The 23,185-nt window shown below is 71.6% G+C and carries 18 protein-coding genes; 8 read left to right on the top strand and 10 right to left on the bottom strand.

Annotated elements, in window-relative coordinates; genetic code table 11:
* Positions 1 to 99: 99 nt before the first annotated feature.
* The 4 genes from EBO15_RS13930 to EBO15_RS13915 all read left to right on the top strand — a co-directional run bounded on the left by EBO15_RS13930 (position 100) and on the right by EBO15_RS13915 (position 5,095).
* Complete coding sequence (locus EBO15_RS13930) at positions 100 to 1,290, top strand: lysylphosphatidylglycerol synthase transmembrane domain-containing protein (protein ID WP_122194786.1); 1,191 nt, start codon at positions 100 to 102, stop codon at positions 1,288 to 1,290.
* A gap of 102 nt (positions 1,291 to 1,392) precedes the next feature.
* Positions 1,393 to 2,460: an LLM class flavin-dependent oxidoreductase gene (locus EBO15_RS13925; protein ID WP_122194785.1), complete on the top strand. Its 1,068-nt coding sequence runs from the start codon at positions 1,393 to 1,395 to the stop codon at positions 2,458 to 2,460.
* On the top strand, positions 2,457 to 3,509 hold the full coding sequence (locus EBO15_RS13920) for a hypothetical protein (RefSeq protein ID WP_122194784.1): 1,053 nt from the start codon (positions 2,457 to 2,459) through the stop codon (positions 3,507 to 3,509). Before EBO15_RS13925 ends, EBO15_RS13920 begins: the two co-directional genes overlap by 4 nt.
* A 41-nt stretch (positions 3,510 to 3,550) precedes the next feature.
* Complete coding sequence (locus EBO15_RS13915; protein ID WP_233616173.1) at positions 3,551 to 5,095, top strand: AMP-binding protein; 1,545 nt, start codon at positions 3,551 to 3,553, stop codon at positions 5,093 to 5,095.
* Between the two features lie 7 nt (positions 5,096 to 5,102).
* On the opposite strand, the gene EBO15_RS46790 is transcribed toward EBO15_RS13915, so the two are convergent.
* Positions 5,103 to 8,912 (bottom strand): nSTAND1 domain-containing NTPase, encoded by a 3,810-nt coding sequence (locus EBO15_RS46790; protein ID WP_122194783.1) that lies wholly within the window; start codon positions 8,910 to 8,912, stop codon positions 5,103 to 5,105.
* A 276-nt stretch (positions 8,913 to 9,188) separates the two neighbouring features.
* Here EBO15_RS46790 and EBO15_RS13905 point away from each other — a divergent pair, with 276 nt between their 5' ends.
* Positions 9,189 to 9,647: a hypothetical protein gene (locus EBO15_RS13905; RefSeq protein WP_122194782.1), complete on the top strand. Its 459-nt coding sequence runs from the start codon at positions 9,189 to 9,191 to the stop codon at positions 9,645 to 9,647.
* Positions 9,648 to 9,715: 68 nt separating this feature from the next.
* On the opposite strand, the gene EBO15_RS13900 is transcribed toward EBO15_RS13905, so the two are convergent.
* Together EBO15_RS13900 and EBO15_RS13895 are read right to left on the bottom strand one after the other, a co-directional pair.
* Positions 9,716 to 10,114: a Zn-ribbon domain-containing OB-fold protein gene (locus tag EBO15_RS13900; RefSeq protein ID WP_122194781.1), complete on the bottom strand. Its 399-nt coding sequence runs from the start codon at positions 10,112 to 10,114 to the stop codon at positions 9,716 to 9,718.
* Positions 10,111 to 11,271 carry a thiolase C-terminal domain-containing protein gene (locus EBO15_RS13895; protein WP_122194780.1) on the bottom strand — a complete coding sequence of 387 codons (1,161 nt, stop codon included), beginning with the start codon at positions 11,269 to 11,271 and terminating at the stop codon, positions 10,111 to 10,113. The genes EBO15_RS13900 and EBO15_RS13895 overlap by 4 nt, the downstream gene beginning before the upstream one ends.
* A 260-nt stretch (positions 11,272 to 11,531) precedes the next feature.
* Here EBO15_RS13895 and EBO15_RS13890 point away from each other — a divergent pair, with 260 nt between their 5' ends.
* On the top strand, positions 11,532 to 12,083 hold the full coding sequence (locus EBO15_RS13890; protein WP_122194805.1) for a flavin reductase family protein: 552 nt from the start codon (positions 11,532 to 11,534) through the stop codon (positions 12,081 to 12,083).
* On the opposite strand, the gene EBO15_RS13885 is transcribed toward EBO15_RS13890, so the two are convergent.
* From EBO15_RS13885 to EBO15_RS13860, 6 genes are all read right to left on the bottom strand, one after another.
* Complete coding sequence (locus EBO15_RS13885) at positions 12,080 to 13,318, bottom strand: ROK family transcriptional regulator (protein WP_122194779.1); 1,239 nt, start codon at positions 13,316 to 13,318, stop codon at positions 12,080 to 12,082. The genes EBO15_RS13890 and EBO15_RS13885 overlap by 4 nt on opposite strands.
* On the bottom strand, positions 13,315 to 14,073 hold the full coding sequence (locus EBO15_RS13880; protein ID WP_122194778.1) for an ATP-binding cassette domain-containing protein: 759 nt from the start codon (positions 14,071 to 14,073) through the stop codon (positions 13,315 to 13,317). Before EBO15_RS13880 ends, EBO15_RS13885 begins: the two co-directional genes overlap by 4 nt.
* Before the next feature lie 275 nt (positions 14,074 to 14,348).
* A complete protein-coding gene (locus tag EBO15_RS13875; RefSeq protein WP_122194777.1) occupies positions 14,349 to 15,611 on the bottom strand; it encodes a sugar ABC transporter permease in 1,263 nt (420 codons plus the stop codon).
* Positions 15,612 to 15,622: 11 nt separating this feature from the next.
* A complete protein-coding gene (locus EBO15_RS13870) occupies positions 15,623 to 16,408 on the bottom strand; it encodes an ATP-binding cassette domain-containing protein (RefSeq protein ID WP_233616172.1) in 786 nt (261 codons plus the stop codon).
* Between the two features lie 95 nt (positions 16,409 to 16,503).
* Positions 16,504 to 17,586, bottom strand: coding sequence for a sugar ABC transporter substrate-binding protein (locus EBO15_RS13865; RefSeq protein WP_122194775.1), 1,083 nt, complete (start codon positions 17,584 to 17,586; stop codon positions 16,504 to 16,506).
* Between the two features lie 504 nt (positions 17,587 to 18,090).
* Positions 18,091 to 18,390, bottom strand: coding sequence for a hypothetical protein (locus EBO15_RS13860; protein ID WP_199744519.1), 300 nt, complete (start codon positions 18,388 to 18,390; stop codon positions 18,091 to 18,093).
* A gap of 207 nt (positions 18,391 to 18,597) precedes the next feature.
* On the opposite strand from EBO15_RS13860, the gene EBO15_RS13855 reads away from it, so the two are divergent.
* Entirely contained in the window at positions 18,598 to 19,272 is a 675-nt protein-coding gene (locus EBO15_RS13855; RefSeq protein WP_147481488.1) for a hypothetical protein, read from the top strand.
* Between the two features lie 169 nt (positions 19,273 to 19,441).
* Here EBO15_RS13855 and EBO15_RS13850 read toward each other — a convergent pair whose 3' ends face one another.
* Positions 19,442 to 20,512 carry a zinc-binding dehydrogenase gene (locus EBO15_RS13850; RefSeq protein WP_122194773.1) on the bottom strand — a complete coding sequence of 357 codons (1,071 nt, stop codon included), beginning with the start codon at positions 20,510 to 20,512 and terminating at the stop codon, positions 19,442 to 19,444.
* Between the two features lie 144 nt (positions 20,513 to 20,656).
* Between EBO15_RS13850 and EBO15_RS13845 the strand changes: the two genes are divergently transcribed.
* On the top strand, positions 20,657 to 23,176 hold the full coding sequence (locus EBO15_RS13845) for a M14 family zinc carboxypeptidase (protein ID WP_122194772.1): 2,520 nt from the start codon (positions 20,657 to 20,659) through the stop codon (positions 23,174 to 23,176).
* Positions 23,177 to 23,185: the final 9 nt, after the last annotated feature.

Below are 23,185 nucleotides of genomic sequence, written 5' to 3'. Positions count from 1 at the left end.
TGACGGGACTCACGTTGCGATTTCGTGACCCGTGACAGGGAACACTCTTACCGATCACCGAGTTGCCCCTGCTGAGCGAGTTTGCGAGGTGACCGTGGCATGACAGCTTCCGTCGCGGCCCCCGTCTCGGATCCGGCGTCGGCGGAACGGCCGGATCTGCCGCTCGGGTCGTCCCGCGAACCGCGTTCACGGCGCGGACGGCGCATCGGAGCCCTCGTGCAGTGGGGGCTCGTCCTGGTCGCGCTCGGCTCACTCGTCGCGTTCAGCGACGAACTTCCCGACTTCCGCGCGATGTGGCAGGCCACCCTCGACGCGGACCGCCTGTGGCTGGTCGTCGTGGTCCTCGCCGAGGCGCTGTCGATGGGCGCGTTCGCCCGGCTCCAGCGGCGGCTGCTGCGGATCGGCGGGCACCAGATGCCGGTCCGCCGCGCGTTCGCGATCACCTACGCGGGCAACGCGCTGTCCACGACGCTCCCGGCCGGTCCGGCGGTGAGCGTCGTCTTCACCTTCCAGCAGTTCCGGCGGTCCGGCGCGTCCGCGCGGGTGGCCACGGCGGTGATCGTGGTCGGCGGCGTGATCACGACCGGGACGTACACGCTGATCGGGCTGCTGACGCTGCTCACCGACCCCGTCGCGCGCGGCCCGGCGCTGACCGCGCTGTCCTACCCGGCCACGGCCGCGGCGGTGCTCGCGCCCGCGCTGTTCTGGCGTCCGCTGCGGGTCCGGCTGGCCGTCCCGTTCCGGTGGGCGCACCGGCGGCTGACCGCGCACCCGAAGATCGCGCCCTGGGCCGACAAGCTGCTGGACGCGGCGCTCCTGCTGCGCCCGAGCGCACGCGACGTCGGCGTCCTCGCGGTGTTCGCGGTCATGAACTGGGTCTGCGACATCCTCGCGCTGTTCGCGGCGGCCCGTGCCGTCGGCCTCGACCTCAACCTGACCGGCGTGACGCTCGCCTACTTCGCCGCGCAGGCGGCGGGCAGCCTCCTGCCGCTGCTGCCCGGCGGCATCGGCGCGATCGAGTCCAGCATGGCCGCCTCGCTGGTCGCGCTGGGAGCGGCCGTGGCCCCCGCGGCCGCCGCCGTGGGCCTGTACCGCCTGGTCTCCTACTGGGGCGTCGTGGGCGCGGGCTGGGTCGCCTGGCTGGCCCTTCAGGAACGTGCGGGCGCTCGTGCGCGCGCGGCCCTCAGCCGGGTCGGACGCGTCGTCGTCGAGGGATGCGGGAGCTTCGCCTCCCTCACCCCGTACGGGCCCACTCCCCTGCCCCACTCCGCCGAACACCCTCACCACTGACGTCCGCGCGCGACGCGCTTCCGGGTGACGCCGTGACTAGCGTCCCAAGCGAGCGCTTGGTTATCTTGTCTCTGACAGCACAGCGGAACGCTCGGAGGCTCCATGTCGTCGCTACGGGTCAGCCTTGGTTATGAACTTGAGGTGCGTGGTCGCTCCCGCGAGGTGGAGCGGCAGGCGTTCCACAACGTCATGGAGCAGGTGGTGCTCGCCGACCAGCTCGGCTACGACACCGCCTGGTTCGTCGAGCACCACTTCACCCGGGGCTTCTCCCACTCGTCCGCCCCGGATCTGGTGCTGGCGGGGATCTCGCAGCGGACCGAGCGGATCCACCTCGGGCTCGGCGTGGTGCTGCTGCCGTTCCAGTCGCCGATCCGCACCGCCGAACGGGTCGCCACGCTGGACGTGATCTCGAACGGGCGCGTCGAGTTCGGCACCGGGCGCGGCGCGTCCCCGCTGGAGTACCAGGCGTTCCAGCGGCCGTTCGAGCAGTCGCGCAAGCTGTGGGAGGAGCACCTGGAGGCCGTCCTGGCGATCTGGGAGGCCGACGGGCGGCCGGTGACCCGCAGCGGGGAGTTCTTCGAGGTCCCGGACGTGGGGGTCTATCCGCGTCCGGTGCAGGAGCCGCATCCGCCGGTCTGGGTCGCGTCGACCTCGCTGGACGGGTATCTCGCCGCCGCGAGACAGGGGTTCAACCTGCTCGGCATGACGATGCTCAAGGGCCTGGACGACGTCGCCGAGGACATCGCGAAGTACAAGCAGTGCCTCGCCGACAGCGGCTTCGACCCGGACTCGCGCCGGATCGCGCTGATGATCCCCTGGTACGTCGCGCCCACCCAGCAGGAGGCCGTCGACACCGCCGCCGACGCCGTCCTGTGGTACCTGCGCAGGCAGATCAACCTGGTCGCGCCGCCCGGCTACACCGACGCGCGGCACGCCACCCACCGCGTCCTCGGCCAGCAGGCCGTCGGGATGCCGCCGGACGAGGCGATGGCGGTGCTCCGCGAGCAGACCATGGTCGTCATCGACGACGTGGCGGGCTCGCGGAAGGCCGTCGAGGCGCTCGAGGCGGCCGGCGCCACCGACCTGATCCTCCAGGCGCAGGTCGGCGGGCTCGCGCACGAGCACGTCTGCAACTCGATGAAGCTCTTCATGCAGGAGGTCGCGCAGTGAGCCGCTGGCTGACCAGGCACGGATTCCCGGCCGGGACGCGCGCGCGGGGGCCGCTGGCGGTCTCCTCCGAGGGCGACCTCGTCGTCCCGCTGCCGGACGACGCGGTCGGCATCGCCGCCGAGACACTGCGCGCGGCGGGGGTCGGGCCGTCCGACCGGGTCGTGGTCGCGCTGAACGACGACGGCGAGCCGGGCGGATCACTGATCGCGCGGGCCGCGGCATCGGTCGCGCAGGCGTCGGCGTCGGTGGGCGCGCGCGGGAGGATGCGGCTGCACTCGGCGCTGGAGGCCGTGGAGGCGACGACGCTGATCATCACGCCGACGGGCGCGATGGATCTGCTCGCGCGGCTGCACCTGGAGTTCCTGCTCGATCCGCTGGATCTGGAGCTGGAACGGATTCTGGTGGTGGGTGAGATTCCGTCACCGAACGCCGCGGCGCAGCTCGCCGCCGAGTTCGAGGCCGAGGTCCGGGAGCTGCTCGCCGATCCGTTCCTGGGCGTGCCCATTGCTTGGAAGCGGCCGTCCGATGCGGTGCTGACGGTTGTGCGGGACGGGGGGCTCGGGCTTGCGGCCCCGGACAAGGATGTGGTTCTGGAGGCTCCGCTTGGTGCAGGGGTCGCCGAGCTCGTGGTGTTCGCGGGTGACGAAGTGCGCCGCACGGGGTACGCGGTGCGGCTCGCGGGCGGAGAGGACGGAGTGCCCGCTCCCGCTCACACGGTCGGCGAACACGTGCTGGTCAGGGGGCGGTGGATCTCCGTCCCGAAGCTGGAGGCCGCGCTGTCGAAGATCGACGGGGTGGCGCGCTGGGACCTGCGGATCACCCGCGAGGGCACCCTCGACGCCGCCGCGCTCCACGTCCGGTTCAACCGCGACACGCTCGTGCGGAACCCGATGTGGAAGGGCCGCATCGCTCAGGCCCTGTACGCGCTGACCCCGGTGTCGATCGAGGTCGTCGTGGAGGAGGAGGTCGCTGAGTCGCGGCGTCCGGGCAACGTCACCGACGTCCGGGGACACCACCTCGGGCGCGACCGCTCCGCGCTGGGGGTGTGATGGACCTTGAGCCCGTCCCCGCGTGGGGGACGATCCCGCGCATGCTCCGGTCCCAGGCCGCGTACCATCCGGACGCCGAGGTGGTCGTGGCCGGGGACGTCCGGCTCACGATGGCGTCCCTGGCGGAACGGGCGTCCGAGGTCGCGCGTTCGCTGATCGCGCTCGGCGTCGGGCCCGGCGACCGGGTGGCGGTCTGGGCTCCGAACAGTCCGGACTGGGTCGTCGCCGCCTATGGGATCTGGGACGTCGGCGGGATCGTCGCCCCGGTCTCGACGCGTTTCAAGGGGCTGGAGGCGGCCGGGCTACTGCGGAAGGTCGGCGCGTCCGTGCTGCTCGCGGTTGAGGGCTTCATGGGGACGTCCTACCTGGGCATGATCGCGGACGCCGACCTGCCCGAGCTGCGGCATCGGGTCGTCCTGGGGGCGGGCGTCGCACCTTCGGGGGCGATGAGCTGGGACGGCTTCCTCGATGGCGGGGAGAAGACGTCGGCTTCGGAGGCCGAGGAACGGGCGCTCGCGGTCGGCCTGGACGACATCGCCTCGATCATGGCGACGTCCGGGACGACCGGCACGCCCAAGGGCGTCATGCTGCACCACTCGCAACTGCTGCGCGGGTACTGGGACTGGGCGGAACTCGTCACCCTGCGTCCGGGCGACCGCTATCCGATCATCGCGCCGTTCTCGCACGGCTTCGGGATCAACGCGGGCCTGCTCGCCTGCGTCCTGCGCCGCGCGACGATGATGCCGATCGCCCTGTTCGACCCGTCCGGGCTGCTCGATCTGATCGAGGAGAACCGGGTCAGCGTCCTGGCGGGCGCGCCGCCGATGTTCTTCAAGATCCTGGACGAGCTGGACGGGCGCGACGTGTCGTCCTTGCGCGTCCTGATCTGCGGGGCGGCCGCCGTCCCGCCCGAACTGATCCGCCGGCTGGTGGACCGGGTCGGCATCGAGCGGATGATCAACGCGTACGGGCTGATGGAGGGCACCGTCGTCTCGATGACACGGCCGGACGATCCGGTGGAGGTGATCGCCGGCTCGACGGGCCGTCCGGTGCCGGGCGTCTCGGTGCGGGTCGTGAACGACGACGGCGACGACCTGCCGTCCGGTTCACCGGGCGAGATCCTCGTCGGCGGGTACGGCGTCATGCGCGGCTACTGGAACGACCCGGAACGCACCGCCGAGGCCGTCGACGCGGACGGCTGGCTGCACACCGGCGACATCGGCATCGTGGACGACGCGGGCAACGTCGCGATCGTCGACCGCAAGAAGGAGATGTTCATCGTCTCCGGCTTCAACGCCTACCCGGCCGAGATCGAGGGCCTGCTGCTGACCTGCCCGGACGTCTCCCAAGTGGCGGTGATCGGCGTCCCGGACGACCGCCAAGGCGAGGTGGGCTGGGCCTACGTCGTCCCGCCGCCGGGGCAGGAGGTCCTGCCAGAGGCCGTCGTCGCCTGGGCGCGGGACAACATGTCGAACTACAAGGTCCCGCGCCGCGTGATCCCGGTGGACTCCCTGCCCGTGAACGCCAACGGAAAGATCGACAAACCCGCTCTGCACAAACGCGCCGCCGCCGAACGAGCGGGGTGAGTTCGGTTCAGCGCTGAGCGGCGTCGGGGCAGGTCTGCCGGTAGGGGGCGTCTGGAATGAGGCGTTTCCACTCGGTCGGGGTCAGCCCGCCTGCTGCGCGTTGGCAGACGGTGGACTGGGCGCTAACGAGGTCGATCCGCTGACGTTGCAGTGGGGCCCGCTGGTTGGCGATGTACAGGGTATTGCCGTCCGCGCTAAAGGCGAGGGCCATGGGGATGTCGCCGGAGACTGGGAGCGGGGAGCCGACGGGACGGTGCGAGCGGGTGTCCCAGAGCCGCACGATGCCGTTCGCGGTGGCGACGGCGAGGAACTGGCCGGCTGGGCTGAAGGCCATGGCCGTGACCCCGCCGGGCTCGGGCTCGGACCCGGCGAGGTCGCCCAGCCGCCGGGTGGCGTCGCCGTTCCAAAGGCCGACCCGACCGGCCCGGTCACCGACGGCGAGTTGCTTGCCGTCGGGACTGAAGACCATGACCACAGCCTCGCCCGGACGGTCCGCCGCAGGCCGAACCCGCCCTGAGGGAAGCTCGAACGCGAGGGACTGGTCGGTGACGAGAAGCCTGCCGTCGGGGTGCAAGGCCACGGCCGACAGCGTGCCTCCGATTCCTCGTGAGGGGATCGGCAGTGTCGCGACGGTGGCTCGACGGCGCATGTCCCACAGCCGCAGAGCGCCGGACTCGGCACCCGTGGGGCTCTCCAGGAAGAGCACCGATTCGGCCCCCGGGCCGAAGGTGACGCTGTTGATGGACCTGTCGCTCAGGCCGGTCAACGGTGTGGCACTCTGTCGGCGCAGGTCCCAGAGGGACATGCGGTTGCGTCCGGATTCGGGGCCGATCACGCTGCTGCCGAAGAGTAGTGAGTTCCCAGCGCCGTCAAAGGTGAGCAGCGGTTGGCACTGCGGGTCAAGGACTGGACGTGTGTAGTTGTCCCGGCACGGGACCGGCGGGAGGGTGGCGACGGTTCGTCCGGTGTCCGGGCGGGTCAGGCTGATCTGGAGGGTGCCGCCGTCCGGGATCGGGCGCATGCTGGCGAGCATCGTTCCGTCGCGGGCGAAGGTCGCCTCGGCGGCGGGGACATCCCGCCATGGGGCACCGGGATTCCGCAGGTCGAGGGTGTAGACCGTCCGTTCGGTGCCCGGAGGTCCGCCGATGTACCGAAGGCGCCCGGCGTGGGGATCGACGCGGATGTCGGTGGCCCGCTGGCCGGTGAGCGCGTGCCGGAAGACGGGCGTGTCGGGCCGGTCGAGCCGCCACAGCAGGATCTCCGCCCCGTCGGTGCCGACCAGGTGCGTGCGATCCTGGCTGAAGGCCGCTTCTTTCAGGGCGTTGTGGTCGACTCTGGCGGTCTGCCGCCCGGACGCGATATCCCAGACGCGCACGCCGTCGTCGTCGACGAAGGCGAGTCCCTTGCTTTCGGGGGTGAACAGGACGTGCTCCCTCAGACACTCGTAACCCGCTCGCGGAGCCCAAGGTGTGGGCAGACGGCGTCCGCTCCGGACATCCCAGATCCGGATCCGCTCGCCCGAGACGCACACCGCGAGACGGCGTCCGTCGGGGCTGAGCGTCGCGTCCGGGAAGACATCTTCGGTCAGAGGACCCGAGCGGCGTTCACGAATGAGCCGCCGGACGACGGAATACCCCTTGGTGGCATCGCCGCTGGCCAGACCGTTGTCCTTGCCGTGCACGCGCGGAAAGGACAGTTCGAGCAGCTTCTTCCCTTCGGACACGTCCCACAGGCGGACCACGTTGGCAGTGTTGGTCATCGAATACCCGATCACCCGGTCACCATCCGGCCCCATTTCCGCGCCCGCGTCGGCGGGGAACTCCCGTGTGACCCGGGCTGTGGTCAGATCACGGAGGACGAAGGTGCCGCGGGACCAGTCTCGGGGGAACACCGGGACGATCGGGGCATCCGAACGCAGGAACCCTGCCGACTCCGCGTCGCCGCCTAGGCCGGGCCAGAGGCTGACACGCTGCCCAGTGTCCAGGTCCCACCGGGTCGTCTGGTCGGCGCCGATGCTCGTCAGTGTCCGGCCGTCGGTGCTGAGCCTGCGGATCACCGCGGCTCCGCTGGTCGGGTCGGTGAAGGCGGCACTTTCCGGCTGCCAGGCGGCGGATAGGAGGGCTGAGCGGGACTCGGGGAGGTCGGCGATCTGGGAGGCGGCCAGGGACAGGCGCATCGCGGTGGTGGGGGCGGAGGAGCGCAGGCTTTCGGCGATGTCCGCGGCGCGGCGGGCGGCCGCCTCGGTGCGGCGCCGGTCGCCGATCTGGTTCTGCTGCCAGGCGACCAGAGAGGCCAGGACGGCGACGGCCAGCAGTGCGGACAGGACGACGTTCCGTGTGCGGCGTCGCCGACGGGCGCTTTCGCGTGCCGCGACGGAGCGGTCCAGGAACGTCCGCTCCAGTATGGTCAGGCCGTCCCGGTCGCCGGGGAAGCTGCGTTCGGCGAGGGCCAGGTTCGCGCCCCGGTAGAGCGCGCCGGAGTCGCGGCCGAGGGTCTCCCAGCCGTCGGCGGCTTCGGTCACCCGCTGCTGGACGCGGATCCGGTCCCGGTCCTGGTCGATCCATTCGCTGAGCCGGGGCCATGCCGTCAGGAGAGCCTCGTGCGCCAGGTCGGCGGTGCCCTCGTCGAGGGTGACCAGCCGGGCGGCGACGAGTCGTTCGAGCACGTCGGCGGCCTCGTCCCCCTCACCGACGCCGAGTTCGGCGACGGCCGTGGGACGGCGGGTGTCCTGGGTTCCGCTGCCGGGGGCGACCAGCCGCAGCAACAGGAGCCGGGCCACCTCGCGCTGCCGGTCGGTCAGCTCGTCGTAGAGGGCCTCGGCGGTGCGGGCGATCGCGCCCCGGATCCCGCCCGCCGCCTCGTAGGCGGTCTCGGACAGCGTCCGGCCGCGACGCCGCCGCCAGGTCTCCAGCAGGGCGTGGGACATCAGCGGGAGCCCTCCGGGTTCCCGCGCGACCTCGTCGACGATCCGGGCGGTCAGGGACCGTTCCACCACGAGCCCGGTCGCGGCGGCGGGCTTGACGACGGCTTCGCGCAGCTCGTCCGGGCCCATCGGCGTCACCAGGACCGTGCCGTCCTCGATCGCCTCGGCGAGGGCGAGGTGCTGGGCGCAGTGCCCGAGGAAGTCCGCGCGCACGGCGAGGACGAGACGTGCGTCGTCGTCCTCGTGGGCGAACTCCAGGAGGAGGTCGATGAAGCGTGCCCGCTCGTCCGGATCCTCGCGCAGGGTGAAGACCTCTTCGAACTGGTCCACGATGAGGACGCTGCGCGCGTTCTGCGGCTCGATGCGCGTGCACAGGTGTCCGCGTCCCGGTGTGACGACCCGGACGGCGGAACCCGCGTCTTCTAAGGCCGGGGCCAGCCCGGCGCGGAGCAGTGTGGATTTTCCGCTTCCGGAGGGTCCGACCACGAGGCTGACACTCCGGCTCTCGACCAGGGCGGCGAGCCGCTCCACGAGTCGGTCGCGGCCGAAGAAGCGGTCGCGGTCGGCGAGCTCGAAGCGCGCCAGTCCGGGATAGGGGCAGACGAGCCCGTCGTCGCGGGGCCGGTCCGCGATCTCTTCCGCTACCTCGTCCCAGCGCGACGCCCACTCGTCGGGGTCGCCGCCGCACGCGGTGACGTAGGCCAGGGCCACCTCGCGGGACGGGAGCCGCCGTCCCGCCGCCGCGTCGGCGAGGGTCGCGGTGGAGTAGTGGGCCTGGGCCGCCATCGCCCGGTAGGTGATCCCGCCCGCCTCGTCCCTCAGCTTGCGGAGTTCGAAGGCGAATCGTGCGACAGGTCCGTCCGTCGGATCCAGCGGTTTCTCACGACGCCCCAAGGTCGGTCCCCTCGTTCGTTCCCGGTCCCTGCCGCGCGGGCATGCACCCGGCCGCGCGCCCACATCTTGATCAAGATCGGGCGAGCCGTCCATCCGGGAAAACGCCTACTTCGCCGTCACGAGACGGATCCCCCCGCTTTGTCTGGAGTGACGGAGGGGACTGGCCAGACAATCCGGTGACTGACAGAACTGGAGAAGCCGCAGCTCGGAGGGGAGACACACCGGGCGGCGGCCACATGTCGCGAGTCACACCGCACGAAAGGACACCAGACACCCGTGAAGCACATCCGCATCACCCGTGGGGCCTCCGTCCTCGCCGCACTGAGCCTCGGCCTGACCTCCCTCGCCTCCGTGGCCACCGCGCCGGCCGCGTCCGCCACACCAGCGGAGTGCGCCTCGTGGCCACGCCCGTCCTCCCTCCCGCACGGCACCGTCATCCGAGAGGAGGCGCTGGAGGGTGACAAATCCATCAAGCTGGTGGTCGGTCAGATCAACGGCCGTCAGGCGGGCTGGGCGGTGATCGGCGGCTGGACGGGCATGCATGACTTCTTCTGGCTCGATGTCTCCACCACAGGGGGCAACGGGAACATGCAGTGCGGGCCGTTCTCCAGCTCCGGCCCCAATGAGCCTTGGTGGACGCCCGCGCACTACGCCAGCTCGGACCCGAACCTCAGGTTCCGCGCCTGCGCCCGGGCGGCGTGGACCGACTACGACGTCTGCACCAGCTGGTGGTAAGCCACTGATGGGCGCGACTCCTCGCGGTGCGGATGCGGGGCCCAGACGATCGGGGGAAGGAGCGGCGCTCAGCCGCGGTCGCGGACGGGGCGCCAGTTGATGAGGGTCTCGTCGTCGTGGTCGGTGAAGACGGCCTCGACGGCGAGACCGTCGTGGACCTCGGCGGGTTCGGTCAGGTTGCCGTACATGAGGAGGTCGTCGCCTTCGTCCAGGCGGACGGCGAGGATGGTGATCGGCTCGGTCATGGACGGGGCGAAGCGCTGGTGGTTGACGATCCAGGAGTAGACGCGGCCTCGGCCTGAGACGGGGGTCCAGGTCGAGGCGCGGGACCGGCAGGCGTTGCAGATCGCGCGGGCCGGGAAGCGGAGGCGGCCGCAGTCGGCGCACTGCTGGACGGTCAGTTCGTGTCGGCGGACGGCCTCCCACCAGGGGCGGGAGTCGCGGTCGGGTTCGGGGCGGACGATCACTGGTCGCTCCGGAGGACGAGGGCCGAGGTTCCGGCGAGGACGTAGCCGGGCTGGGCGGTCGAGAGGGCGGTCCGGGCGCCCGGGACCTGGCGGTCGCCGGCGTCTCCGCGGAGTTGGGAGACGGCTTCGGCGATGTGGTTGATGCCGTGGACGTACCCCTCGGACAGGAAGCCGCCGTGGGTGTTGACCGGCGGGCCCTCGCCGGATTCGACGTAGGGGCCGCCTTCGCCCTTGGGGCAGAAGCCGTAGTCCTCCAATTGGACGAGCACCGAGTAGGTGAAGCAGTCGTAGAGCTCGGCGACGTCGATGTCGGACGGGCCGACACCAGCCATCTTGTAGAGGCGTGGGGCCAGGCGGGCGGCTTCGGTGACCGTCCAGTCGGTGCCGGACGGAGTGGAGCCCGCACCGGAGAACATGCTGTCGCCGCCTCCCCAGGCGGCGGCGGAGATGAGGACGGGTTTGCGGCGGAGGTCTCGTGCGCGTGCGCGGGAGGTGACGACGACCGCGCAGGCGCCGTCGGTCTCCAGGCAGCAGTCGAGCAGGCGGAGGGGTTCGGCTATCCAGCGGGACGCGAGGTAGTCGTCCAGGGTGATCGGGTCGCGTTTCAGTGCGCGGGGGTTCTTCGCGGCGTTCTCGCGTTGGCGGACGGCGATACGGCCCAGTTGCTCGTGGGTCGTTCCGTAGCGGCTCATGTGCGCGCGCGTGTACATCGCGAACTGCTGCGGTGGGGCGAAGTAGCCGTAGGGGGCCTGGTACTGGACGTCAAAGATGGGCGCCGGGGCGCGTCCGGTGCCGCCCATGCGGAACTCTGAGCGGGCGTTGATGGCGCGGTAGCAGACGACGGTCTCGGCCATGCCGGACGCGACGGCCATGGCGGCCTGGGCGATGACGGAGTGGGAGACGCTGCCGCCGCCGAACTGGTCGAGGTACCAGGTGACCTCGGGGACGCCGAGGGCCGGGGCGACGACCCAGGGGGGCGTGCTGTCGCCGACGCGGTGGGTGGCGATGCCGTCGACGTCGTCCACGGTGAGGCCGGCGTCGGCGAGGGCGGCGGTGATCGCGTCCACGGCGAGGGTGAGCGTGGAGACGCCGGAGTCCTTGCTGAACGGGGTGTAGCCGACTCCGGCAATCGCGGTCCGGTCGCGGAATCCCGGCACGGGCGTCCTCCCTGAGATGCAGGCAAGCAAGCGCTTGTGTGACTTTACCATTCGGTGCGCTTGATCTTTCTGTCCGGAGAGGTCCGGATACGGGAAGAAGGCCCGAGGGCGCCGTGCTTGACAGTATCGAGAGGGCCCGCCTATCGTCCAAGCAAGCGCTTGGCTAAGAGAAGGGAACGGGTGTGATGGCCGAACACGCCACCGCGCTCCCGGCGACCGGGTCGGCCGAGCGACGCCACGGACCGGGAGTGGAACGCCGCATGCACGGATCCCCCAACGGGCACTCGGCCAGCGGTTCGGCGCCCGGAGCCGCCCGGACGGACGGCAAGGTCACCGACATCGACAGCGCCCGGTTCCGGTCCGTCCTCGGACGGTTCGCGACCGGTGTCGTCGCGATCACCGGCATCGACACGGCGACCGGCCGTCCCACCGGCCTCGCCGCCAACTCCTTCACCTCGGTCTCGCTCGACCCGCCGCTGGTGGCGTTCTGCGTCGCGCACACGAGCACGACCTGGCCGCGGCTGCGCGACGCCGAGCGGCTGTGCATCAACATCCTCAGCGAGCCGCAGCTCGAGGTCTGCAAGCGGCTGGCGCTCAAGGGCGGCGACAAGTTCGCCGACATCACCTGGACCGGGTCCCCCGGCGGCAGCCCGGTCATCGAGGGCGCGCTCGCCTGGATCGAGGTGTCGGTCGAGAACCAGCACGTCGCGGGCGACCACGTCATCGTCGTCGCGCGCGTCCACCACCTGGACAAGCACCACGAAGGCGAACCCCTGCTGTTCTACAAGGGGGCCTACGGCAGCTTCGCCTAGGAGTTCACCGGTTCCTCTTCCGGGTCGCGCAGGCGCGCGAGGACGTGCAGCGGGTCTTCGAGGACGTCGGCGAACGCGAACTCGGCGGCGCCGAGGAGCGTCGTGTCGTCGCCGAGCTGCGCCGTCCGCAGCCGGACGCGCTCGCGCGGCGCGGCCATGCCCTCCGTCGCCAGGACGCTGCGGACCTGCGCCGCCGACCCGAGGTAGACGTCGCGGAGCGTCCCGCCGAACACGACCAGGCCCGGGTTGAAGATGTTCACCAGGTTCGCCACGCCCCGGCCGAGCCACGTGCCGACCTGGTGCAGCGCGTCGCGGGCGACGACGTCGCCGCGGTCGGCGGCGTCCACGATCGCGCGGACGGCCTCCCGGCTCGTCATCCCGGTCAGGTCGGCGCGGCCCGCGAGGGTCAGCAGGGTCCGCTCCCCCACCTCCGACTCCAGGCAGCCGCGCGCGCCGCACGAGCACGGCCGGCCACCCGGGTTGACGCCCATGTGCCCGACCTCGCCGCCGTAGCCGTCCTGGCCGCCGAGCAGCCGTCCGCCGACGATGATGCCGCCGCCGACGCCGACGTCCCCGTGCAGGTAGACCATGTCGTCGCAGCCGACGCCCGCGCCGCGCTCGTGCTCGGCGATCGCGCCCATGTTCGCGTCGTTGGCGACGGCGACCGGCACGCCGAGCGCGAGCCGCCGGGACAGCATGTCGCCGAGCGTCACGTCCCCGACCCGCAGGTTCGGCCCGAACCGGATGACGTCGTCGCCGCGCCGGACGATGCCGGGGAACGCCAGCGCCGCGCCCACGCACACCGCGTCCCGGCCCGCCTTGCGGACGAGCGAGCGGGCCAGCCCGGCGAGCGTCCCGACCAGTTCGGCGGGCTCGACGGGGCCGCGTCCCTCGTGCGGGGACTCGCGCCGGTCGAGGACGACGCCGCCGAGCCCGACCCGCGCGACCGCGAGCCGGTCCACGCCGACGTCGAACGCCAGGACGTACACGCGCGTGGACTCGGGACGCACCACGAGCGACGGCCGTCCGGCGCGGCGGCCGGGGCTGCGGGGCAGTTCCTCCCGGACGAGCCCGGCCGCGGTGAGGTCGGCGGTCAGCGCCATGATCGTGCTGCGGTTCAGCCCGAGCGACTCGGCGAGCGTCGCGCGCGACGCCGGGCCGCGGACGTGGACGTACCGCAGCAGCGTGCCGAGGTTGTGCCGCCGGATGTCCTCCTGTGACGGTCCCGCCTTCATCCGCGGATCCCCAGCGACTCGCAGCGGCCCGCGGTGATCAGCTCGACGACCTGGGCGTGCGTGACATCGGCGGCGCGCACCTGCGCGACCGTCCGGCCCAGGTAGAGCGCGGCGATCCGGTCCGACACCGCGAACACGTCGTTCATGTTGTGCGAGATCAGGATGACCGCGAGCCCCTGGTCGGCGAGCCTCCGGACGATCTCCAGCACCTGCTGGGTCTGCGCGACGCCGAGCGCGGCGGACGGCTCGTCCAGCACGACCACGCGCGAGTCCCACAGCACCGCGCGGGCGATCGCGACAGTCTGCCGCTGCCCGCCGGACAGTTCCGACACCTTCCGCCGGACGGACCCGATCGTCCGCACGGACAGCTCGGCGAGGGTGCGGCGCGCGAGCTCCTCCATCGCCGTCTCGTCCAGGACGAGGCCCCGGCGGCGCTCGCGGCCGAGGAACATGTTCTGCACGATGTCGAGGTTGTCGGCGAGCGCCAGGTCCTGGTGGACGACCTCGACGCCGAGCGCGGCGGCCTCGCGGGGACTCGTCGGGCGCACCGGGCGGCCGTCGAACAGGTACTCGCCTCCGTCGATGGGGTGGATGCCGCCGACGCACTTCACCAGCGTCGTCTTGCCCGCGCCGTTGTCGCCGACGAGCGCGGTCACCTCACCCGCGTACGCGGTGAAGTCGACCTGCTGGAGGACTCGGACCGGCCCGAAGCTCTTGTCGATGCCGCGCAGGTCCAACACAGGGGTCTGTGACATTCCGGGGGGCTCCCACCAAGCCGCGCCGCCCGCGCGCGTGGAGCGGTCGTGGGCGCTGAGCGTAGCAGCCGGGACGTCCCGGCCCACAACCGCTCCCGCGCCGTCCCACGGGCCTGTTCCGGCCTCGGCCGGGGACGCCGTGAAGGGCGCGGCGGGAGACGCCGTGAAGGGTGTCGCGGGCGGGGCGTCCCGGACGGGAGTGGAGACGGGCGCGCCCCGGGGCCCCGCGTTGGCGGGGTCCCCGGGGCGCGGCCGGAAACGCATGACGCGTCCCGCTATCTTCCGGTCGCCGACCGGCGCCGGCGCGAGAGCGCGTCGATGCCCGCCGCCAGCAGCAGCACGCCGCCGGTGATCAGGAAGTTGGCGTAGGCGTCCACGCCGAGCAGGCCGAGGCCGTTGTCGATGATCGCGATGACCAGGCCGCCGAGGATCGCGTCCCGGGCCCGTCCGCGCCCGCCGAACAGGCTCGTCCCGCCGATGACGGCCGCGCCGACCGCGTACAGCAGCGTGTTGCCCGCGCCCGAGTCCGTCGCGACCGAGTTCAGCCGGGACGCCGCGACGATGCCGGACACCGCGGCCAGCCCGGAGGCGATCATGAAGACCGACATCCGGATCCGGGTCACGTTGATGCCCGCGCGGCGGGCCGCCTCGGCGTTGCCGCCGACCGCGTACAGGTGCCGTCCGTAGGCCGTGCGGTCCAGCACGAACGTCGCGATGATCAGCAGGACGGCCACCAGCGGCACGCCCCACGGGATGCCCGCGAGGGTGACCAGCGGGCTCGGCGCGCGGTCCAGGCTCAGCACGAACGTGCCGAACAGCAGGATCACGGCGACGACCAGCACCCGCGCCGCGACGAGCTGCACGGGCTTGCCGTGCAGGCCGCGCCGCCGCTGCCGGTCCCAGCGCCACAGCTGGCTCCCGGCGTAGCCGAGCGAGACCACGACGGCCAGCGTCCAGCCGAGCCAGATCGGCATGTTCTTGTTCGCGAGCGCGACGATGACGTCGTCCCGGACCGGGACGGTGCCGCCCTTGCCGATCAGCTTCAGGGTGATGCCCTGGAGGCCGAGGAACAGCGCGAGCGTCACGACGAACGACGGGATCCGGATGACCGACACCAGCCAGCCGATCGCGGTCCCGATGACGACGCCGACCGCGATCGCCGCGATGACCGCGACGTACCAGGGCTGGCCGGAGTCGACGATCAGCTTGGCCATGACCGCGCCGCACACGCCGCTCGCCACGCCCGCCGACAGGTCGATCTCGCCCAGCAGCAGGACGAAGACCAGGCCCATCGCGAGGATGGTCACCGGCAGCGCCTGCGTGAACAGGTTCGCGACGTTGCCCTTGGACAGGAACGTCTCCGGGCGGAGCCCGGTGAACAGCACGACCAGGAAGGCCAGGGCGAGGATCGCCGGGATCGCGCCCAGCTCGCCCGCGCGCACCCGCGCCCAGTAGTCGGAGACCGCGGAGCGCACGTCGAGCTGCCGGCGGTCGGCGGCGAAGTCAGCGTCCGCCAGCCTGGGGATGTCGGTGGACATCGCTTCCCCTATCAGATGGTCTCGGCCGCGGACGTCGGAGCCAGCCCGAGGTCGCCGGAGCGGCCCGCGGTGATGAGCTCCACGACCTGGCCGTGGGTGACGTCGGTGCGCTTGACCTCCGCCGCGACCCGGCCGAGGTACAGGGCGGTGATGCGGTCGGAGACCTCGAACACGTCGTTCATGTTGTGCGAGATCAGCACGACCGCGTGGCCGGTGTCGGCGAGCCTGCGGACCAGGTCGAGCACCTGCCGGGTCTGCGCGACGCCCAGCGCGGCGGTCGGCTCGTCCAGCACGACCACCTTGGAGTCCCACAGCGCGGCCTTGGCGATGGCGACGGTCTGCCGCTGCCCGCCGGACAGGCTCGACACCTGCTGCCGGACGGACTTGACGGTGCGGACCGAGAGGCGCGCGAGCGTCTCGCGGGCCTTCTCCTCCATCGCGTCCTCGTCCAGGACGATGCCCTTGCGCTGCTCGCGTCCGAGGAACATGTTCTGCACGATGTCGAGATTGTCAGCGAGAGCGAGATCCTGGTAGACGATCTCGATGCCGAGTTCGGCGGCGTCGCGGGGCCCGCCGATCTTCACCTCGCGGCCGTCGTACTCGATGACGCCGGAGTCGATCGGGTGGATCCCGGCGATGCACTTGATGAGGGTCGACTTGCCGGCGCCGTTGTCGCCGACCAGAGCCATCACCTCACCCTGGCGGAGGGTGAAGTCCACGTCGTGCAGGACGTGCACCGGGCCGAAGCTCTTGTTGACGCCGACCAGGCGCAGGACGGGTTCGCCGTTTTCTGCCACGTCATTCCCTTCGGGTTCGCCGTGCGCTCCGGAGCGCGCCCGGCCCGGTGGTGCCATGGGCCGGGCGCGTTCCGGTACTGCTCAGCGGTCGGTCGTCACTGGATGCCGGCGGCCGTGCACTTGGCCGCGTAGGCGCCCTTGCACAGCTCGTCCTTCTTGACGAAGCCGTCGTCGACGACCTGCTTGACGTTGTCCTTGAAGACGCCGATCGGGCTCAGCAGCATCGACGGGACGTCCCGCTTGCCCTGCGGGTCGTTCGTGGTGCCGTTGGTCTCGCCCTTCTGGCCCTTCATGACGTCGATGGCGAGCTTGGCGACCGCGTCGGCCTCCTGCTTCACCGGCTTGTAGACCGTCATGCACTGGGTGCCGTCCAGGATGTTCTGGAGGCCCTGCACCGTCGCGTCCTGGCCGGTCACCGGGACCTTGCCGGCCTGCGAGTTCTTCTTCAGGATCGAGATGGCGGCGTTGCCGACGCCGTCGTTGGCGGCGAGCACGCCGTCGATCTTGCCGCCCTGCTGGGTCAGCATCTGCTCGAAGATCGTGGCGGCCTTCTGGTTGTCCCAGTCCGGGACGGCCTGCTCGGCGACCTTCTTGTAGGTGGCGACCTTGTCCAGGACGCTGTGGGCGCCCTGGGCGAACAGCGTCGCGTTGTTGTCGGTCGGGGCGCCGTTCAGGTAGGCGATGTTCGCCTGCTTGTCGCCCAGGCACTTCTGCAGGCCCTTGCCGAGCTCCTCGCCGACCTTCACGTTGTCGAAGGAGACGTAGTAGTCGGACACGCCGCCGAGGGTCAGCCGGTCGTAGTCGATGGTCTTGACGCCCTGCTGCTGCGCCTTGCGCTGCACGGCGGCGGCCGAGTTGGAGTCCAGGCCGTCGACGATCAGGACGGTCACGCCGTTGGTGATCATCTGGTCGGCGATGGTCTGGAACCGCTGGGTGGAGCCCTCGGCGTTCTGGATGTCGTACTTGACACCGGCGGCCTTGAACGACTGCTCGAGGAAGGGGCGGTCGAAGCTCTCGTACCGGACCGAGGACTTGGTGTCGGGCAGGATCACACCGATCTTGCCCTTGGCCGCGGCGTCGCCGCCGGACGCCGTGTCCTTCTTGTCGTCCCCGCAGGCGGTGAGGGTGAGGGCCGCCGCGGCGGTGACCGCAGCGAGACCGATGATCCCCTTGCGCATGTGCCCGGGTCCTTTCTGGGGTGGCCGCGTCGCCGCGGCCGGTCGTCGGGGGTGGGAAGCACGCGGGACGGGTCAGTGGGGCTCCCCCCTCGCCGTCACGCGAAATGTTGTGTCCCGCAACTTATGTCGGGTTCGGCGGTGATGTCACCCCCAGGGCCGGATGAATTTGTTGTGAGCAGTAACAATCCAGTAACGCCAGCTCAACACGGATGAAACACCCGCCACCAGGACGGACTTCACGGCCCCCGCCGAAGCATCAAGATCAAGAAAAAGTTCGCCGCCCCAACATAAGTCCCGAAATCCGGCACGGAGGCCGGGCGGGCGTGGGCGGGAGCGCGGGAGCGGGCGGGAGCGGGAGGGCGCGCGGGAGCGGGAGAGCGCGCGGGAGCGGAGTCGCGGAGGGCGGCCATGCGAAACGGCCATGCGGGTGCGCATGGCCGTTTCGACGGGTTTCCCTTGTGCGCGGTGGGCGTGCCCGTGCGGGTGCCGCCCGTGCGGGTGTGGTCAGTCCAGCGCGGCGAGAACGCGTTGGATCAGGTCGGCGGCGTCCGCGACCGAACCCGCCGGGGCGAGGCGCTCACCCCAGGACCAGCGGTACCACCAGCCGTCCGCGTCCTCCTCGGCCAGGATGTTCTCCGTCAGCGCGGACGCGTCCGGGTTCGTCACGTGCAGGCCGGGCGCCTGCCCGCGCGGCACGGTGAGCCGTACCCGCAGGCCCCGCCTGACGAGCTCGTCGCCGAGCTCCTCCAGATATTCGATCCGCGTCTTGACCAGCGCGGCGGTTCCCGTGTCGTCAGGCGTCATCCTCGCTTCTCCCGTGGAATCGCGTGGCCCGACGAGCGTCAGACTGGCACGCCGCCGCCCGGGGCGCACGCACTGACGGCCGTGGCGCGCCCGTGTTCGATCACTCGGCAGGTCGTGGACGGCGTGTGCGAACCGATCCGCCCGATCATGTGTCTGATAATCGGGATATCGTGCGCTTGGCCAAGGCGAGGAAGGCGGGAAACCGGGATGAGTGGGGCTGATCGGGACTGGCGGGCCGACCTGACGAGGCCGGACAACCGGCTTCCTCAGCGGCCCGATGACGCTCGGTTCGGTTCCGCGCCACCGGCGTATCCCGAGCAGGCCGCCGTGTCGGCGTCCGGCCCGGGTCCGGTGACGCCGCCGGGACCGAAGCGGTCCGGGGCGTCCGCGTACTGGCACCGGCTGCACTACCCGGTCGGCGTCTTCCTGATCGCGTACGGCCTGGCGAGCGCCGTCGCGGCGGTCCTGTCGTGGAGCGACCGGCGCGACCAGGTCGCGTCCTACCTGGACTCCGGCGTCGCGGGCACCGTCCTCGCGGGGGTGAAGGGGCTGGAGCTGCTGCTCGTCGTGCTCACCGTCGCGGGGCTGCTGCGCCGCCGCGACGTGTGGTTCCTGCCGCCGCTCGCGGGCTGGATGGCGGGCTTCGGCGTCCTCGCCGTCCTGGACGTCCTGCGCGGCAAGTGGGGCGGCCTCGCGGAGCACTTCGGCTACCTGATCCTGTTCGGCGTCCTGCTGTTCGTCTCGTACGGGCTCGGCGTCAAGGCCCGTCTCAACAGCGGCTCGGGCGGCGCGGCCGACGGCGGCGGCCTCACGCGCACCCAGGAGCTGGCGCTGGCGGCACTGAACCGCATCCCCCGCCCGGCTCCCCCGTCGCGCTCCTGACCACCCGAGAACCTTGAGCCGTGCACCGGGCGCCTTGACGGCGCCCGGTGCACGGCGTTTTTGACGCTCCCCCACAAGCCACAGGTCCCACACGAGCGTTCGGCCACGGCCACGCAGGACGAAGCGGTACGGCCGCGCGGTGGACGCGGGGGCGCGGGTGGGGTCTCGTTCAGGGGCGGACGATGATCTTGGCGTGGTGTTCGGGGTCGGCCAGGTCGGTGAAGGCCTGGGCGAGGCCGGGGAGGCCGACCTCGCCGGTGATGATGGAGCCCGCGTCGATGCGGCCGGCGGCGATGTCGTGGAGGGTGGCCCGGTACTCGTCGGGCATGGCGCCGAAGGTGCCGCGGACGGTGATCTCCTTGGACGCGGCGACGCCCGGCTCGACGGTGTCGGGCTGCATGCAGACGCCGACGAGCATGACCGTGGCGCCCGCGGGGGCGCCGTCGATGACCTGCTGCAGGACGCCGGGGACGCCGACGCACTCGAACACGACGGCGCCGGGCGGCGTGGTTCCGAAGAGCTCGGCGGCGATGCGGTCGACGGTGGTGACCGGGACGCCGAACTCGGCCCAGCGGGTGTACGGGGACGCGACGGCCGGGTCGATCACCTCGTCCGCGCCGAGGGCCTCGGCGAGGGCGCGGCGGCGCGGGGAGAAGTCCACGGCGATGACCGGGCCGTGGCCGCGGGCCTTGAGCTGGGCGACGACGCCGAGGCCGATCGGGCCGAGGCCGAGGACGACCGCGACGTCGCCGGACGCGATCCCGCTGCGCCGGACGGCGCGGGCCCCGACCGAGAACGGCTCGGTGATCGCGGCGACCTTCGGGTCCAGGCCGTCCGGCACGGGCATCGCGAGGCCCTCGTTGAGGATCATGTACTCGCCGTACCCGCCGGGGAACATGGGGGCGTAGCCGACGATCCCGGCGCCTTGCGGGCCGAGGGCGATGGGCGGTCCGCAGACGACCGTCCCGACGGGCAGGGTCCTCTCGGTGCCGGGGCCGTGGGCCACGATCTCGGCGGCGAACTCGTGGCCGAAGACGAGGCCGTCGCGCGGGTCGTAGGGGGTGCCGCCGGAGCGGCGGGTGGTCTCCATGAAGCCGTCGGGGTCGGCGAGGGCGTGCAGGTCGGAGCCGCAGATGCCGCAGGCGAGGGTCCGCACCAGGAGCTGCCCGTCGAGGGGCACGGGGTCCGGGACGTCGGTGACGGTGAGGCTGTTGTCCTTGGTCGTCAGCGCGGCGCGCATCGGTTCCTCCCAGTATCCGGTGGCGGATTGTCGCTCCCCGCACCGAACCACGTTCGCGCCCCGTGCGGTAGCCCCGGGCGGAGGACGGATCTTGGCAGAAGTTGCCCTTGGTGCATGACGGGACATATGTCACCTTGCGAAGGCATGAGAGCCTCACGCCTGGCGGTGTCGCTCGTCGCGGCCGCGTCGCTCACGACGCCGGCCGCGCTCGCGACGTCCGCCTCCGCCGCACCGCCCTCGTCCCCCTCCTGCGACCCCACCCGGACCACGCCCGTGTACCGGGGGAAGGTCCCGTCCCCGAAGCAGGTCCTCGGCATCGAGCTGGGCGACCGCGAGGTGACCGCCGCCGAGTCCGACCGCTATCTGGAGGCCGTCGCGGCGTCCAGCGAACGCGTCGTGTCCGGGACGCTCGCCAAGACCGCCCAGGGGCGTCCGCTGAAGTACGCGATCGTCGGACGTCCCGAACTGCTCACCCGTGCCGGGCTCGCGCGCGTGCGCGAGGACGCGGCGACCCTGCGCGATCCCAGCACGCCCGCGAAGCTCGCCGAGCGGCTCGCCAAGCACGGCGTCCCGATCCTGTGGGTCAGCGCCAATGTGCACGGCGACGAGCCCAGCGGAACCGACGCGGCGCTGAAGGTGCTGCGCGACCTGGGCGACCGCACCGACTGCGCCGCGCGGACGATCCTCGACAACGCGCTCGTGGTCGTCCTGCCGACCCAGAACCCGGACGGCCGGACGCTGGACACCCGCCAGAACGCCTACGGCTTCGACATGAACCGCGACTGGTTCGCGCGCACGCAGCCCGAGGTCGACGGCAAGCTCTCGATGCTGAACCAGTACCCGCCGGTGCTGTACATCGACGCGCACGAGATGGGCGGGACGTCGTTCTTCTTCCCGCCGAACGCCGACCCGATCTACCACGAGACGCCCGAACAGGCGATCGGCTGGATCAACGACGTGTACGGCGCGTCGATGGCGGCCGAGTTCAAGCGCCAGGGCATCGACTTCTTCAACCGGGACACCTACGACCTCTTCTACCAGGGGTACGGCGACACGGTCCCGATCTCCGGCTTCCTCGCCGCCGGGATGACGCTCGAGAAGGGCGACGAGAGCCCCTACCCCGAACGGGTCGAGGAGCACTACCTGACGCAGTGGGTGTCGCTGTCGCAGGCCGCGCTGAACCGGCGGCGGATCCTGACCGAGTGGCATCAGATGGCCGTGGACGCCTACCGGCAGGGCGTGGCCGGGAAGCTGGAGCCGAACCAGATCTACAACCCGCCGAACAAGATCGACCGGCAGGTCCCGGACCGGCTCGTCCGGACGTACTTCCTGCGTGCGGACGATCCGGCGAAGGGGCCCGAGGTCCGGACGATCGTGCGGCGGCTGCAGCGGATGGGCGTGCGGGTGGACCGGCTCGTCCGGCCGTTGAGCGTGCCCGACTTCAAGCCCTACGGACGCGCCGAGACCTCGGCGACACTGCCCGCGGGGACCTATTCGATCAGCATGGCGCAGGGCCAGAAGCACTGGATCCAGGCCATGCTGAACGAGGATTCGTATACCCCGTTCCCGTACTTCTACGACGTGACCGCGTGGTCGATGCCGCTGCTGCAGAACGTCGCGGGCGGGTCGTCGGGGGCGGTGCTCCGTCCGGCCGTCGAGAAGGTCCCGCCGCTGCCCGCGGAGACACCGGGGCATTCCGGAAACGTGCCGAAGATCGGAATTCTCCAGTTGTCCGGGACGTCGTCCAGCGCGCGGCAGTCGGCGGGCTGGCTGCGGTCCCGGTTCGACCGCGAGTGGAGGCTGCCGTACACGCTGCTCAGCCCGGCCGACGTGGCGTCCGGGAAGCTCGCGGGCGTGCGGGCGCTTGTCGTCCCGGACGGCCCCGCCGAGGCGGCCGACCAGGCCCTGGGCGACGCGGGACGGGCCGCCCTGACGACGTTCGTCCAGGGCGGCGGCCGGTACGTCGGCTGGCAGGGCGGCGCGCAGCTCGCCGCGCGCCTGGGCATCACGACCGACACGTTCACCGACCCAACGTCGGACGTCCCGGGCTCGCTGTTCCGTGTGAAGGTGGACGGCCGCAGCCCGCTCGCGCGCGGGGTCGGCGCCACGGCCTGGCAGTTCTACGCCTACGACCCGGTGATGCGGCAGAGCGACCCGGCCAAGGTCGCGGTCGGCTACCCGGACGCGTCGTCGGCGGACTGGTTCGTCTCGGGCTACGAGCACGGGGCGTCCGAACTGGGCGGGACCGCGGCCGTGACGGACGAGCCGGTGGGCAAGGGCCGGACGGTCCTGTTCGGCGGCGAGCCCAACTTCCGCGCGTTCAGCGACGGAACGGCGAAGCTGCTGTACAACGCTCTGCTCGGGCCCGATCCGAAGGCCGGGGTGTCCGGGCTGGCGGCGGCTCGTCCGCGCGCGGTGGCGAACGCTCCGCTCCAGGTCGAATCCCCGATCCGGGTGTCGGTCAAGGTGGGCGACGCAGACCGGACGGCCGCGATCCTGCGTTCGGTGGGCGCGCACTATGCGGAGCGGCGTGCGGGTGATGTCGTCCACTACGTGATCGACAATCCCGGTGGCCTTCCGACCGACCACCACCCGTTCGCGGGACGGCTGCCGTCCCTCATCCGCCAGGCGGGCATCGTCCCCGTGGCGGTCGTCCTTCCCTGACGCAGACGC

It is taken from the genome of Actinomadura harenae (assembly GCF_003696215.1).
GTDB lineage: Bacteria > Actinomycetota > Actinomycetes > Streptosporangiales > Streptosporangiaceae > Spirillospora > Spirillospora harenae.
Note: the sequence above shows the minus strand (reverse complement) of the source record. Positions and strands in the feature narration are given on the sequence as shown.